This window comes from Pseudomonas sp. ATCC 13867, assembly GCF_000349845.1.
GTDB lineage: Bacteria > Pseudomonadota > Gammaproteobacteria > Pseudomonadales > Pseudomonadaceae > Pseudomonas.
Window position 1 is genome coordinate 919527 of the sequence record NC_020829.1, and the last position, 13982, is coordinate 933508.

The 13982-nt window shown below is 66.6% G+C and carries 12 protein-coding genes; 5 read left to right on the forward strand and 7 right to left on the reverse strand.

Annotated elements, in window-relative coordinates; genetic code table 11:
* The first annotated feature begins 74 nt into the window (after positions 1-74).
* The 3 genes from H681_RS04285 to H681_RS04295 all read left to right on the forward strand — a co-directional run bounded on the left by H681_RS04285 (position 75) and on the right by H681_RS04295 (position 5788).
* Positions 75-1259, forward strand: coding sequence for an efflux RND transporter periplasmic adaptor subunit (locus H681_RS04285; RefSeq protein WP_041711720.1), 1185 nt, complete (start codon positions 75-77; stop codon positions 1257-1259).
* A gap of 12 nt (positions 1260-1271) precedes the next feature.
* On the forward strand, positions 1272-4424 hold the full coding sequence (locus tag H681_RS04290; RefSeq protein ID WP_015475609.1) for an efflux RND transporter permease subunit: 3153 nt from the start codon (positions 1272-1274) through the stop codon (positions 4422-4424).
* Positions 4425-4612: 188 nt separating this feature from the next.
* Positions 4613-5788 (forward strand): multidrug effflux MFS transporter, encoded by a 1176-nt coding sequence (locus H681_RS04295; protein WP_015475610.1) that lies wholly within the window; start codon positions 4613-4615, stop codon positions 5786-5788.
* 6 nt (positions 5789-5794) lie between these two features.
* On the opposite strand, the gene H681_RS04300 is transcribed toward H681_RS04295, so the two are convergent.
* The gene (locus tag H681_RS04300; protein WP_015475611.1) at positions 5795-5974 is read right to left on the reverse strand and encodes a hypothetical protein; all 180 of its coding nucleotides are present in this window, start codon (positions 5972-5974) and stop codon (positions 5795-5797) included.
* A gap of 105 nt (positions 5975-6079) precedes the next feature.
* The gene (locus H681_RS04305) at positions 6080-6961 is read right to left on the reverse strand and encodes an AraC family transcriptional regulator (protein ID WP_015475612.1); all 882 of its coding nucleotides are present in this window, start codon (positions 6959-6961) and stop codon (positions 6080-6082) included.
* 233 nt (positions 6962-7194) lie between these two features.
* On the opposite strand from H681_RS04305, the gene H681_RS04310 reads away from it, so the two are divergent.
* Positions 7195-9090, forward strand: coding sequence for a propionyl-CoA synthetase (locus H681_RS04310; RefSeq protein WP_041712388.1), 1896 nt, complete (start codon positions 7195-7197; stop codon positions 9088-9090).
* A 108-nt stretch (positions 9091-9198) separates the two neighbouring features.
* On the opposite strand, the gene H681_RS04315 is transcribed toward H681_RS04310, so the two are convergent.
* The 4 genes from H681_RS04315 to H681_RS04330 form a co-directional block, all read right to left on the reverse strand.
* A complete protein-coding gene (locus tag H681_RS04315; RefSeq protein WP_041711721.1) occupies positions 9199-9387 on the reverse strand; it encodes a YgaP family membrane protein in 189 nt (62 codons plus the stop codon).
* Between the two features lie 68 nt (positions 9388-9455).
* Positions 9456-10079 (reverse strand): Crp/Fnr family transcriptional regulator, encoded by a 624-nt coding sequence (locus H681_RS04320; RefSeq protein ID WP_015475615.1) that lies wholly within the window; start codon positions 10077-10079, stop codon positions 9456-9458.
* Positions 10080-10181: 102 nt separating this feature from the next.
* The gene (ypfJ, locus tag H681_RS04325; RefSeq protein WP_015475616.1) at positions 10182-11078 is read right to left on the reverse strand and encodes a KPN_02809 family neutral zinc metallopeptidase; all 897 of its coding nucleotides are present in this window, start codon (positions 11076-11078) and stop codon (positions 10182-10184) included.
* Positions 11079-11144: 66 nt separating this feature from the next.
* On the reverse strand, positions 11145-12005 hold the full coding sequence (locus tag H681_RS04330; RefSeq protein ID WP_015475617.1) for a PhzF family phenazine biosynthesis protein: 861 nt from the start codon (positions 12003-12005) through the stop codon (positions 11145-11147).
* A gap of 174 nt (positions 12006-12179) precedes the next feature.
* Here H681_RS04330 and alaC point away from each other — a divergent pair, with 174 nt between their 5' ends.
* The gene (alaC, locus tag H681_RS04335; RefSeq protein WP_015475618.1) at positions 12180-13397 is read left to right on the forward strand and encodes an alanine transaminase; all 1218 of its coding nucleotides are present in this window, start codon (positions 12180-12182) and stop codon (positions 13395-13397) included.
* Positions 13398-13516: 119 nt separating this feature from the next.
* Here the strand turns inward: alaC and H681_RS04340 are convergent, their stop codons facing one another.
* Entirely contained in the window at positions 13517-13951 is a 435-nt protein-coding gene (locus H681_RS04340; RefSeq protein ID WP_015475619.1) for a DUF411 domain-containing protein, read from the reverse strand.
* Positions 13952-13982 lie beyond the last annotated feature (31 nt).

The window sequence follows — 13982 nt, forward strand, 5'->3', positions numbered from 1 at the left end:
ACTGGCGCAAGTGAACTCCTCTCGGTCAATATCCATTTCATTCAGCTTTTTCTGTCATTCCATGGAGAGGTTACATGCAGTTTGTCCGCCGTTTGCCCGTTGCGCTTGCTGTTTTTGGCTTGCCTGCCTTGTTCGCCACGGTGCTGCAGGCTGAGGACAAACCCGCCGCTGCTGCACCGCCTCCGCCGGCGGTAACCGTGGAAGTGGCCAAGAGTGGGACCGTCCCCGTGACCCTGGAGTATGCTGCCCGGACCGCTGGTTACCGTGAGGTGGAAGTGCGCGCCCAGGTCAGCGGCATCCTGCAGCGCCGTACCTATGAAGAAGGTCGCCCGGTGAAGGAAGGGCAGGTGCTGTTCCGTATCGATCCGCGCCCCTACCAGGCGGCACTGGGGCAGGCCAAGGGCTCGCTGGCACAGGCCCAGGCGCGCTATCGGCAGACCGAACGCGATCTCAAGCGTATCCGCGAACTGCAGAAGAAGGGCTTCGCCAGCGAAAGCGAACTGGACCGCTACATTTCCGACTTCGAGCAGGCCAAGGCGGATGTCGAGGCTGCTCGCGCCAACGTCGATGCCAAGCAGATCGACCTGAACTACACCACGGTGACCGCGCCCATTTCCGGCATGGCGAGCAAGGAAACCCGTTCCGAGGGCAGCCTGGTGGCGGCGAACGACCCGAACTCCAGCCTGCTGACCAAGCTCACGCAACTGGATCCGGTGTACGTCAACTTCGCCTATCCCGATACCGAGGCCGCGCGCCTGCGCGATGGCGTGCAGAGCGGCAGGCTGAGCCTGCCCGCGGACGGCAAGCTGAGCGCCGAGTTGCGCTTCGGCGATGGTTCCAAGTATCCCGTCGATGGCGTGGTCGACTTCACCGACAGCTTCGTCAATACCGGCACCGGCACGGTGAATGCCCGCGCCGTGGTACCCAACCCGAAGAACCAGTTGATTCCGGGGCAGTTCGTCCGTGTGCTGATCAAGGGCATCGCCCACAAGAACGCGGTGACGCTGCCCGAGCGCGCATTGGCCCAGGGGCCGCGCGGTACCTTCGTCTATGTTGTGGACAAGGACGGTTTCGCCCGCGTGCGCCAGGTGACGACCTCGCAGACCGTGAACGGCCGCTGGATCATCGACGCTGGCGTGGATGACGGCGACAAGGTCATCGTCGACGGCCTGCTCAAGGTTCGTCCCGACCAGCCGGTCCGAGCCGTCGAAGGTGGCGCGCAGGAACCGGCGGCCAATCCCGCCCAGACCCCGTCATAAGGAGCGCTTATCGTGATTTCGCGCTTCTTCATCGAGCGTCCCGTATTCGCGATGGTGATCTCCATCGTGATCCTGCTCGCAGGCCTGGTGGCCATGCGCGCATTGCCCGTTGCCCAGTACCCGGAAATCGTGCCGCCCGAGGTTTCGGTGACCGCTTCCTATCCGGGCGCCAGCTCGCAGGTCATCGCCGAGACCGTGGCCGCGCCGCTGGAGCAGGAAATCAACGGCGTGGAGGGCATGATCTACCAGCTGTCCAACTCCGACAGTAGCGGCGCCATGCAACTGACCGTGTACTTCGAGGTGGGTACCGACCCTGACCAGGCCACCATCGACGTCAACAACAAGGTGCAGGCCGCGCTTGCCAAACTGCCTGAAGAGGTGCGCCGGCAAGGGGTGAAGGTGGAGAAGAAATCCTCCGACATCCTGCAGGTGGTGACCCTGTTCTCCCCGGACAACTCCCGCGATCCGATCTTCATCAGCAACTACGCGCTGATCAACGTGATCGACGACCTCAAGCGGATTCCCGGCGTCGGTGACGTCAGCCAGTTCGGTTCCAAGGACTACTCCATGCGCATCTGGCTGCGCCCGGACAAGCTGGCGCAGTACAACCTGACACCCACCGACGTGGTGAACGCGATCCGCGAGCAGAACTCGCAGTTCGCCGCCGGCAGCTTCGGCCAGCAGCCGATGAAGGAGCCGCAGGACTTCACCTACATGGCCACCGCTCAGGGCCGCTTCACCGATCCCAAGGAGTTCGAAAGCGTCATCCTGCGCAGCGATTCCACCGGCGCCAGCCTGTTGCTCAAGGACGTGGCGCGGGTCGAACTGGGGGCGCAGGACTATTCCCTGGTGACGTCCCTGAACGGCCAGCAGAACGCCGCCTTCGGCATCTACCTGCAACCGGGGGCCAACGCGCTGGATACCGCCCAGGCCGTGCGTGACCACATGGCGGTCCTGGCCAAGCGTTTCCCGCAAGGCATCGCCTACAAGATCCCGTACGACACCACGACCTTCGTGAAGGTCTCCATCGAGGAGGTGATCCACACCTTCATCGAGGCGCTGATCCTGGTCATGGTGGTGGTCTTCGTCTTCCTGCAGAACCTGCGCGCCACGCTGATCCCGGTGCTGGCGATCCCGGTGTCGCTGGTCGGCACCTTCGCCGGCATGTACCTGCTGGGCTTCTCCATCAACCTGCTGTCGCTGTTCGGCATGGTGCTGGCGATCGGCATCGTGGTGGACGACGCCATCGTGGTACTGGAGAACGTCGAGCGGGTCATGCGCACCGAAAAGCTCAGTCCGAAGGAAGCGGCGATCAAGGCGATGGAAGAGGTGACAGGGCCGATCGTCGCCATCGTGCTGGTGCTCTGTGCGGTGTTCATCCCGGTCGGCTTCCTCGGTGGCCTGGCCGGCCAGATGTACCAGCAGTTCGCGATCACCATCGCGGTGTCGGTGGTGATTTCCGGCATCGTCGCCCTGACGCTCTCGCCCGCGCTCTGCGCGCTGATCCTCAAGCCCGAGCACAAGGAGCCGGCGGCGCCGTTCCGCTGGTTCAACCGCGCCTTCGAGCGCATCACCAACGGCTACGGCGCGGGTGTGCAGTTCTTCCTCAAGCGGGCCATCCTCGGCCTGGTACTGTTCGGCGGCATGGTCGGCCTGCTGATCGTCCTGTTCGGCCGGGTGCCCGGCTCGCTGGTGCCTGACGAAGACCAGGGCTACGTGCTCAACGCCTACTTCCTGCCGCCGGCGGCCTCGCTGAGTCGTACCGAGAAGCTCACCGGCGACGTGACCCACGAGTTGATGAAGCACCCGGCAGTCGCCGACGTGGTGACCTTCGCCGGCTTCGATATCCTCACCAACGGCACTCGCAGCAACGCCGGGGTATCCTTCGTCACGCTCAAGGACTGGAAGGAGCGCAACACGCCCGAGCTGGATGCACGCAACCTCACCCATGAGTTCATGAAAATGGGTGCCGGCCAGGAAGACGGCGTCGTGATGTCCTTCAACCCGCCGCCGATCACCGGCATGAGTACTACCGGCGGCTTCGAGGCCTACATCCAGGACCGCAGTGGCGGCACCTCCGAGCAGTTGGAGGAGGTGACCACGAAGTTCCTCGCCGCCGCCGCCAAGCGGCCGGAACTGGCGGGGTTGAATACCACCTTCAACGCCAATGTGCCGCAGTACTATATCGACCTCGACCGCACCAAGGCCCGCTCGCTGGGCGTGGCGATCGACGATGTGTTCACCGCGATGCAGTCGACCTTCGGCAGCTACTACGTCAACGACTTCACCCTGTATGGGCGTACCTGGCAGGTTTCCCTGGAGTCGGAGCCGGAGTTCCGCCGCAAGCCGGACGACCTGAGCCAGGTCTTCGTGCGTTCGTCCACGGGGGATCTGGTGCCGCTGACCACGCTGGTGTCGGTCAAGCGTATCCTCGGCCCGGACTCCTACGCCCGCTTCAACGTCTTCCCGGCGGCCAAGCTGCTCGGCGGCCCGGCCCCGGGCTACAGCTCCGGCCAGGCGCTGGCGGCGATGCAGGAAGTGGCGGACCAGGTACTGGGTGAAGACTACTCGCTGGCCTGGATCGGTTCGGCCTACCAGGAACTGGCGACTCAGGGCTCGGGCAGTACCGCGTTCATCTTCGGCCTGATCCTGGTGTTCCTCATCCTCGCTGCCCAGTACGAGCGCTGGACCCTGCCGCTGGCCGTGGTCACTGCGGTGCCCTTCGCGGTGTTCGGGGCGATCCTGGCGATCTGGCTGCGCGGGCTGGATAACGACGTGTACTTCCAGGTCGGCCTGGTGACCCTGATCGGCCTGGCGGCGAAGAACGCCATCCTGATCATCGAGTTCGCCGTGCTGTGCCGCGAAGAGCAGGGCATGGGACCGGTGGAGGCGGCGCTGGAGGCAGCCAAGCTGCGCTTCCGTCCCATCGTGATGACCTCGCTGGCCTTCATCCTGGGCTGCGTGCCGTTGGCCATCAGCACCGGCGCCGGCTCCGCGAGCCGTCACTCGATCGGTACCGGGGTGATCGGCGGGATGCTTGCCGCGACGCTGCTGGCGACCTTCCTCATCCCGATGTTCTACATGCTGGTGGAGTCCGCGGCCGACAAGCTTTCCGCTCGCAAGAACAAGGACAAGCCCGTGGAGGGCGGGGCCCACGAGGCCTGACGCCGGGGCGGACCGGCCGTGGGCCGGTCCGCCCTGGCATCTTTTCGGGAACTGCTTAGCGAGCTTGCTAATTTCCCGCCCATTGTCACAATGCAAGGCTTCGTCGCGCGGCACAGGCGCGGCAGAACCTTACGCCCCGTCCGTCCTGGCGCCTGGTCCGCCGCGACCGGTGCGTGCCCAGGTGACACATGACCCTCCGTATCCTGCTGATCCTCGGCGCCCTCAGCGCCTTCGGGCCGATGGCCATCGACTTCTATCTGCCCAGCTTCCCGGCGCTGGCGCAGGCTTTCGGTACCGATGTCGAGCACATTCAGCTGAGCCTGTCGGCGTACTTCGCCGGGCTGGCGATTGGCCAACTGCTCTACGGCCCTCTGGCGGATCGCGTCGGCCGGCGGATTCCGCTGCTGTTGGGGGTGAGCATCTTCACGCTGGCCTCGGTGGCCTGCGCATTCGCGCCGAGCCTGGAGTGGCTGGTCGGCGCGCGTTTCGTCCAGGCGCTGGGCGGTTGCGCCGGCATGGTGATTTCGCGGGCGGTGGTACGTGACCTGTGCGACCCGATCGCCGCCGCCAAGGCCTTCTCGCAACTGATGCTGGTGATGGGGTTGGCGCCGATCCTCGCGCCGCTGGGCGGCGGGCTGCTGCTGAACCTGTCCGGCTGGCAGTCGATCTTCTATTGCCTGACGCTGTTCAGCGCGCTGGCGGGCGCGGCCATCGCCCTGTGGCTGCCGGAAACCATCCCGGCCGGCCCGCGCGCGCCCCTGCGTGGGGCAGGGCGGCAATACCTGACGCTGTTCTCCGACCGTTCCTTCCTCATCTACGCGCTGACCGGCGGGGTCGCCGTTGCCGGGATGTTCTCCTACATCGCCGGTTCGCCCTTCGTCTTCATCCAGCTCTATGGCGTGCCGGCCGAACACTACGGCTGGATCTTCGGCAGTAACGCGGCGGGCTTCATCCTGATGGCGCAGGTGAATGCGCGACTGTTGCGCTATCGCGGGCCGGGCTTCTGGCTGCGCAGGGCGGTGTGGGTGTACTTCGCCTGCGGCGTGGCGCTGCTGGCGATCACCCTGGCCAGGCCGGCGCAGCTATGGCCGATGCTGATTCCGCTGTTCGGCGCCATCGCCTGCCTGGGCTTCCTGCTGCCCAACACCGCAGCCTGTGCGATGGCCAGCCAGGGACGCCACGCCGGCAGCGCATCGGCCCTGATGGGCAGCCTGCAGTTCACCGTGGCGGCGGGCGCTTCGGCGCTGGTCGGCGCGCTGCACGACGGTTCGGCGCTGCCGATGGCCGCCGTGATCACCACCTGCGGCCTGGCCGCCGCGCTGCTGGGATGGTCCAGCGGGCAGATCAGTGAACGCGCCGCCTGAGTAGCGTCAACCGGCGACGCGCTGGCGCAGCTCCGGCAACTGGTGCGGGGCCCGCAGCCGGGCTTCCAGGGTGGCGACGAAGTGGCGAGCTTCCCGCTCGCTGCGGAAGCCGACGGCCTGCTGATCCAGGCAGACTTCCCAAGGCTGATTCTTGTTGGCGGAGGATGGGCGAACGAGGATGTTCATGACTGGGCACCCCTGAACGGTCGTTTGAAGGAATCTCAGTGTAGACCCGTCGCCGAACGGTAAAGGATGCGACGCAGGGTCGCCGACAACCGGCCCGCCCACGTCTCACGCGCCGCCGCGGCCCTGGCTCAGGCGTCTGCGGTAGGCGCTGGGCGACAGGCCCATGACCTTGCTGAAAAGTCTTGAAAAGTAATAGCTGTCGTCGTACCCCACGGCCTGGCTGACCTGGGCGATGCCGCAGGGGCTGCTGTCCAGCAACTGGCAGGCGTACTCGATCTTCAGGTGCAGGAAGTGCTGGATCGGCGTGCGCCCAGTCAGCGCGCGGTAGCGATTGACGAAATGGAACTTCGACAGGTTGCAGAACGCCGCCAGTTGCGGCAGCTCCAGGCGCTGGTGCAGGTTGTCGCGCATGTAGGCGTGCAGGCCGTCCAGGTCGAGCCCGGCATCGCGCACCGGGCGCAGCAGCGGCAGTTGGCAGAGCAGGGCGCGCAGGCGGCTGGCGGCGAGCAGGAAGGGCTGGAAGCGGTAGCCGCTGTGGTGTGCCTCCAGCAGTTGGGCGAAGCCGCTGATCAGGATGTGCTGCGGGCCCCAATGGCGCACCGGCGAGTCCCCGTAGCCGGCGGCAAGGCGCAGCCAGTCGGCGCCGCCGCCGCGCAGGTGTACCCAGTGAATCGTCCAGGGGCTGGCGGGGTCGGCGTGGTAGGCATGGGCCATGCCCGGCGGTAGCCAGATCAGGTCGCCGCAGCCCACCGCCTGGGACTGTCCCTGGGCGACAAGCCAGCCCTGGCCTTCGCTGCAATAGATCAACAGATGGTCGTCATGCTGCTCGCGGCTCATCTGGTGGTCGCGGGCGCGGCGGTAGTGGCCCAGGGAACTGGGATAGAGATCGCGGCTGAGCGGGTGCGTGGCGAGCTTCTGCAGCAGCGTCGGTGGCAGCACCAGGCGTAGGCTGTCGGCGGGAAGGGGCCAGTCCGAGGTTCTCGACATACGGGTAGCTCGCTCAGCAATTTAATCCAGCAAGAGCACAATTTAGTCGATCTTCGGGGCTGTGTGCCGGTGATAGCTTTGCCCTTGCCTGGAGTGTTCTGCTGTCTCTCCCGCAATAAAAGCCGGCTTATGCCTGAAGTTGGCCGGTATGCGACCAAAGGTTGATGGTGCGGGAGCGAACCCCGGCCATACTCGTTGTTCGACCTCGATAACAACAATAAGAGGCTCAGATGATGAACTACCGGCAGTGCTACGACCGCTCCATCGCGGAGCCGTCCGCTTTCTGGGCCGAGCAGGCCCGCCGCGTGGCCTGGTACCACGCCCCGCAGGATGTCCTGCAGTCCCTGCCCGATGGCAGCCACCGCTGGTTCGCCGATGGCCGGCTGAACTCCAGCTACCTCGCCCTCGACCGGCAGATCGAGCTGGGCCGCGGCGAGCAGGCCGCGCTGATCTACGACTCCCCCGTCACCAACACCCGGCAGCGTTTCACCTTCCTGCAACTGCGCGACGAAGTCGCTCGCCTGGCCGGTGCCTTGCGCGCGCTGGGGGTGGAGAAGGGCGATGGGGTGATCATCTACATGCCGATGGTGCCGCAGGCCGCGATGGCGATGCTGGCCTGTGCGCGCATCGGCGCGGTGCACTCGGTGGTGTTCGGCGGCTTCGCGCCCTATGAACTGGCACTGCGCATCGACGACGCCAAGCCCAAGCTGGTGCTCACGGCCTCCTGCGGGCTGGAGTTCGAGCGGATCATCGAATACAAGCCGCTGGTGGACAAGGCGCTGGAACTGGCCATCCACCAGCCGGCCCATGTCCTGGTACTGCAGCGCCCGCAGGCAATGGCCGAGCTGCACGCCGGACGCGACCTGGACTGGCGCGAAACCCTGGCCCACGCCCAGCCGGCGGAGCCGGTGGAACTGGCCAGCGGCGACCCGCTGTACATCATGTACACCTCCGGCACCACCGGGAAACCCAAGGGCATCGTGCGCGACAACGGTGGCCATGCGGTGGCGCTGAGCTACGCGTTGCCGACCATCTTCGGCCTGCAGCCGGGCGACATCTGGTGGGGCGTGTCGGACGTCGGCTGGGTGGTCGGCCACTCGCTGATCGTCTATGGTCCGCTGATGAACGGTTGCACCACGGTGTTCTACGAGGGCAAGCCGGTGCGCACGCCGGACGCCGGCAGCTACTGGCGGGTGATCGAGGAATACAAGGTCAACAGCCTGTTCTGCGCACCCACGGCGATCCGCGCGATCCGCAAGGAAGACCCCCACGGCGAACTGCTCAAGCGCTATGACCTGAGTTCGCTGCGCCACCTGTTCCTCGCCGGCGAGAAGCTCGACAGCAGCACCCAGCACTGGCTGGAGGAGCTGACCGGCAAGCCGGTGCACGACCACTGGTGGCAGACCGAGACTGGCTGGCCGGTGACCGCGCCCTGTGCCGGGCTGGGTGGCCACGACCTGCGCGCCGGCTCCACCAACCGCGCGGTGCCCGGCTATCACGTGCAGGTGGTGGACGACGAAGGCCGCGTGCTGGGGCCGAACGAACAGGGCTCCATCGTCATCGCCCTGCCGCTGCCGCCCGGTTGCGCGCAGACCCTGTGGAACGACCATCCGCGCTACCTGCAGGCCTACCTGAAGACCTATCCCGGCTACTACCACACCGGTGACGGCGGCTATGTGGACGAGGATGGTTTCGTCTACATCATGGGCCGCACCGATGACGTGATTAACGTCTCCGGGCATCGCCTCTCCACCGGCGAGATGGAGGAGTTGCTGGCGCTGCACGATGCCGTGGCCGAGTGCGCGGTGATTTCGCTGACGGACAATCTCAAGGGGCACGTGCCGCTGGGTCTGGTGGTGCTCAAGGACGACGCGAAAGTCGCCGAGGACGCCCTGCAGCGCGACCTGGTGGCGCTGGTGCGCGAGCGCATCGGCGCGCTGGCCTGCTTCCAGCGCGTGGTGGTGGTCAAGCGGCTGCCCAAGACCCGCTCCGGCAAGATCCTGCGTGCCGTGCTGCGCAAGATCGCCGATGGCGAGGAGTATGCACCGCCGTCGACCATCGACGACCCGGCCATCCTCGGCGAGATCGCCGAGCGCCTGGGCGCTGTCGGGCTGGCGAAGGCGAGCTGATCCCACGCGCCGGCCTTGCCGGCGTCTTTCCAGGGCCGCATTCCTGCGGCCCTTTTTTATCTCCGCCCGGGAGCGGGAGCTTCACCGTTGGTCGACGATAATCTGCGGCTAGCGGCTGCAGCTGTTGCGGCCGAGCAGCCGGTAGACCGGGCAGCTGCCGAGTGCGCCGGTGAGCAGCGGGACCAGGCCGATCCAGCCCCAGGCCGTTTGCGGGCCTACGAATACCAGGGCGAGCAGCCCCAGGCCGAGAATGATGCGGACGATACGGTCCGGCATACTGACGTTTCTGCACAACATGTCGTTGTCCTCATGGAGATGGAGACTGCAGTTGTAAGGCAGGTGCGCAGCAGTGTTCAGTGACTTGGTCACACAGTGGCGGCCAACGCCCGCAGGGCCTGCGGGTCGAGCAGCTCCAGGCTGGCACGGCCCAGGCGCAGCCAGCCGCGCCGCTCGAATTCCTTGAGCTGGCGGCTGATGACTTCGCGGGAGCTGCCCAGGTCGCTAGCCAGTTGCTGGTGCGTCAGGGCCAGGCTGTGCTCACCGCTTTCCAGCAAGCGCGCGGCCAGGCGTATGTCGATGCGCTGGAAGGCGACATTCTCGAACAGCAGCATCAGCTCCACCAGGCGCTCGCCGCAGCTGGCGAACAACCACTGGCGGAACGCCGCGGACTCCTGCATGAGCCGGTCGAAGTCGGGCTGCGCGAGCATCTCCAGGGTGCAGGCGGTTTCCGTGACACCCTCGGCGGCATAGGGGCGGCGGGACATCAGGCAGGCGTTGGTCATGATGCAGCTTTCGCCCGGATGCACGCGGTAGAGCACGATTTCACGGCCCTGGGGCGAGACGGTCTGGACGCGGACCTGCCCGCTGCGCAGCCGCACGAAGTGCGCGCAGTCCGCGCCGTGGGCGAACAGGCGGGTGCCCGCCGGCACCTCCACAGTGCGGGCGAGTTTGGAAATGTCGTTGGCGATAGTGGAGTCGAGCTGGCTCATCGGCGCTCCGCAAGGGGACAACGGGCGCCGGGACCGGCGCATGCCGGTCCTCTATACCCGAACGGACGGCGGCGCGGGCTGAGCCAGGTCAGTCGGGACGGTTCAGAGCGTCTGCGCCTTGAACGTGTCGCACTTGCCCGGCGAGCCGCCTTCGAAACCGACCTTGAACCAGCGCACGCGCTGCGCCGACGAGCCGTGGGTGAAGGAGTCGGGCATCACCGTGCCGCGCGCCTGGCGTTGCAGGTGGTCGTCGCCGATGGCGTTGGCGGCGTTCAGCGCTTCCTCCACGTCGCCCGGCTCCAGCCAGTTCAGGCGCTGCTGGGCGTGGTTGGCCCAGACGCCGGCGAAGCAGTCGGCCTGCAGCTCCTGGCGCACCGAAAGGCCATTGGCGCCTTCCATGCGCGCGCCGCGCTGGCGGGCGGCATTGATCTTCGCGGAGATGCCCAGCAGGTTCTGCACGTGGTGGCCGACTTCGTGGGCGATCACGTAGGCCTGGGCGAAGTCGCCGGCGGCGGCGAACTTCTGCTCCATCTCGCGGAAGAAGCCGAGGTCCAGGTAGACCCGGCGATCACCCGGGCAATAGAACGGGCCGACCGCCGAGGAGGCGAAGCCGCACGCCGAGTTCACCCCGCCGTTGAACAGGATCAGCTTGGGCTGCTCGTATTGCTGGTTGCTGCGGGCGAAAATCTCGCCCCAGGTGTCCTCGGTGTCGCCAAGGATCGAGCGGACGAAGTCCACCTGCGGGTCGTTGCCGGTGGCCGGCTTGCCCTGCGCCGGGCGGCTTGGCGCCTGCTGCGAGACATCCATCTGGCCGAGCAGCGAGCCGAGGATGGTCATCGGGTCCTGGCCCGACAGCAGGCCGATCACCACCACGATGGCCACGCCGCCCAGGCTCAGGCCGCGCCCGCCGATACGCCGGCCGCCACCACCCATGCCGCCACCGGTTTCGTCCCGCGCATCCACTACGTTGTCGCTGCGTCGTCCTTTGCGCCAGAGCATGGCGGCGTCTCCTTGAAGGGGTTGATTCAGTGTTGCTGCCGCTGGCGTGCACCGCCAGCCCGGTCGTCAGGCCAGGCGGTGCAGCAGTTCGGCGCGGGCGAGCAGTTGCACGTCGCCGCCGACGCGGACGTCGTCGTCCTGGCCGACCTGCACGTCGAGGCGGCTGGGACGGCCGGCAAAGCGACCCTGGGAAAGGTGGAACTGTTCGCCGCGGCGGGCCTTGCCCAGCTCCACCAGGTAGGCGGCGACGGGGCCGGCGGCGCTGCCGGTGGCGACGTCCTCGATGATGCCGGCGCCATCCCAGGTGCGACCCTCGCGGTTATCCACATCCAGCACGAAGACGAAGGCGGCGTTGAGCTTGGCCAGTTCGACGCCCAGGTCCGCTCGCTGGCGGACTCGCCCCAGCGCTTCGGCGCGCACCGGCAGCAGCAGGTAGGGCAGGCCGGTGCTGACCACGGCGGCGGGATAGTCGGCGAGGTCGGCGACGGACAGCGAGAAGGCTTCGGCGAACCCGCGTCGCGCCTCGTCGTCCAGCACGGCGCCGAAGTCCGCCACGCCCTGGTTCATCTCGGCGTGGAAGCCGGCGCCGCGTCGGCGGGTGGCGACTTTCACGTCCTTGGCGGCCAGTTGCAGGGTCCAGAGTTCTTCCTCGCCGCGCTGGTGCAGGTGGTGCAGCAGCGCGGCGGCGCCCAGCACCGGGTGGCCGGCGAAGGGCAGTTCCTCGTCGACGGTGAAAATGCGCGCCGAGTAGGTATCCAGCGAGGCGGAGGGGAACAGGAAGATCGACTCGAACTGGCGCAACTCCTGCGTCAGCGCCTGCAATGTCGACTCCGCCAGGCCGCGTGCGTCGGGGAACACCGCCAGGCCGTTGCCGGTCAGCGGTTGCTGCGCGAAGACGTCGAGCTGCCAGTACTGAAGGGGTGACATGGGACTCCAGGGGCCGCGTTTGAGCGGCGCGATAAGAAAAACTCGACAGCCAGCCTAGCGAGCTATATGTTCGCCGACAAGAAAGCGCAGGTCACAGCGCCGCGCTTTCCAGGCCACCGCAGTGGCCGGCGTCGCTCGGACGGTTCCGGGCGCCTACGTTCATCAGAGGACACCATGACTGAACCCCGTTCAGCTCGTCGCTTTGCGCGCATCGATCGCCTGCCCCCCTACGTTTTCAACATCACCGCCGAACTGAAGATGGCCGCCCGCCGCCGTGGCGAGGACATCATCGACCTGTCCATGGGCAACCCGGACGGGGCCACGCCGCCGCACATCGTCGAAAAACTCTGCCAGGTCGCCCAGCGCGAAGACACCCACGGCTATTCCACCTCCCGTGGCATTCCCCGTCTGCGCCGCGCCATCTCGCATTGGTACCGTGACCGCTACGACGTGCAGATCGACCCGGAATCCGAGGCCATCGTCACCATCGGCTCCAAGGAAGGCCTGGCGCACCTGATGCTCGCTACCCTGGACCACGGCGACACCATCCTGGTGCCGAACCCCAGCTACCCGATCCACATCTACGGCGCGGTGATCGCCGGCGCCCAGGTGCGCTCGGTGCCGCTGGTGCCGGGGATCGACTTCTTCAACGAGCTGGAGCGGGCGATCCGCGAATCGATTCCCAAGCCGAAGATGATGATCCTCGGCTTCCCTTCCAACCCCACCGCGCAGTGCGTGGAGCTGGACTTCTTCGAGCGCGTGGTCGACCTCGCCAAGCGCTACGACGTGCTGGTGGTGCATGATCTGGCCTATGCGGACATCACCTTCGACGGCTGGAAGGCCCCGTCGATCATGCAGGTGCCCGGTGCCAAGGACATCGCGGTGGAGTTTTTCACCCTGTCCAAGAGCTACAACATGGCCGGCTGGCGCATCGGCTTCATGGTCGGCAACCCGGAGCTGGTCTCGGCCCTGGCGCGGATCAAGAGTTACCACGACTACGGCACCTTCACCCCGCTGCAGGTGGCGGCCATCGCCGCGCTGGAAGGCGACCAGCAGTGCGTGCGCGACATCGCCGAGCAGTACCAGAAGCGCCGCGACGTGCTGGTGAAGGGCCTGCACGAGGCCGGCTGGATGGTGGAGAACCCCAAGGCCTCCATGTACATCTGGGCGAAGATCCCCGAGCCCTACGCGCACCTGGGTTCGCTGGAGTTCGCCAAGAAGCTGCTCAAGGACGCCAAGGTCTCGGTGTCGCCGGGCATCGGCTTCGGCGACTACGGTGATGATCACGTGCGCTTCGCCCTGATCGAGAACCGCGACCGCCTGCGCCAGGCCGTGCGCGGGATTAAGGCGATGTTCCGCGCCGACGGCCTGTTGCCGGCGAAGGCGGACTAACGCAAAAGGGGCGGCCAGATGGCCGCCCCTTTCGTTTGTACGGGCTTATTCGTCGTTGCAGGAGCGGGCTTGCTCGCGAGCAGGAGCCAGGTGTTTTCCTCGGTCCTGCCGCAACGGTTTCAGTGGGCGGGATAATCCGCCAGTACTTCGCGCTTGCCGGTCTTGGTCAGGCCCAGCACCTGGTAGGCATCGTGGCGGTCGCCCATTTCCATGCCCGGCGAACCCACCGGCATGCCCGGCGCGGCGGCGCCGACCAGATCCGCGCGCTCGCGCAGTTTGAGTACGTCGGCGGCCGGGACGTGGCCCTCGACGAACTTGCCGTCGATCACCCCGGTGTGGCACGAGCCCATGCTGTAGGGCACGCCGAGACGGGTCTTCACCGCGCTCATGTCGGCTTCGACGTGATCCTTGACGGTGAATCCGTTGTTTTCCAGGTGCTTGATCCAGTCCTTGCAGCAACTGCAGTTGGCATCGCGATGAACGTCGATGGTCGGCGGTTCGGCGGCCTGGGCGGCGCCGGCGACGAGGGCGGTGAGCAGAAGCAGGGTACGCATGGTGGGAAACCTCGGAAACCAGATGCGCCCG

Coding starts and splice junctions, on each gene's coding strand:
- H681_RS04285 (WP_041711720.1), top strand. CDS start 75: ATGCAGTTTGTCCGCCGTTTGCCCGTTGCGCTTGCTGTTTTTGGCTTG.
- H681_RS04295 (WP_015475610.1), top strand. CDS start 4,613: ATGACCCTCCGTATCCTGCTGATCCTCGGCGCCCTCAGCGCCTTCGGG.
- H681_RS04300 (WP_015475611.1), bottom strand. CDS start 5,974: ATGAACATCCTCGTTCGCCCATCCTCCGCCAACAAGAATCAGCCTTGG.
- H681_RS04305 (WP_015475612.1), bottom strand. CDS start 6,961: ATGTCGAGAACCTCGGACTGGCCCCTTCCCGCCGACAGCCTACGCCTG.
- H681_RS04310 (WP_041712388.1), top strand. CDS start 7,195: ATGAACTACCGGCAGTGCTACGACCGCTCCATCGCGGAGCCGTCCGCT.
- H681_RS04315 (WP_041711721.1), bottom strand. CDS start 9,387: ATGTTGTGCAGAAACGTCAGTATGCCGGACCGTATCGTCCGCATCATT.
- H681_RS04320 (WP_015475615.1), bottom strand. CDS start 10,079: ATGAGCCAGCTCGACTCCACTATCGCCAACGACATTTCCAAACTCGCC.
- ypfJ (WP_015475616.1), bottom strand. CDS start 11,078: ATGCTCTGGCGCAAAGGACGACGCAGCGACAACGTAGTGGATGCGCGG.
- H681_RS04330 (WP_015475617.1), bottom strand. CDS start 12,005: ATGTCACCCCTTCAGTACTGGCAGCTCGACGTCTTCGCGCAGCAACCG.
- alaC (WP_015475618.1), top strand. CDS start 12,180: ATGACTGAACCCCGTTCAGCTCGTCGCTTTGCGCGCATCGATCGCCTG.
- H681_RS04340 (WP_015475619.1), bottom strand. CDS start 13,951: ATGCGTACCCTGCTTCTGCTCACCGCCCTCGTCGCCGGCGCCGCCCAG.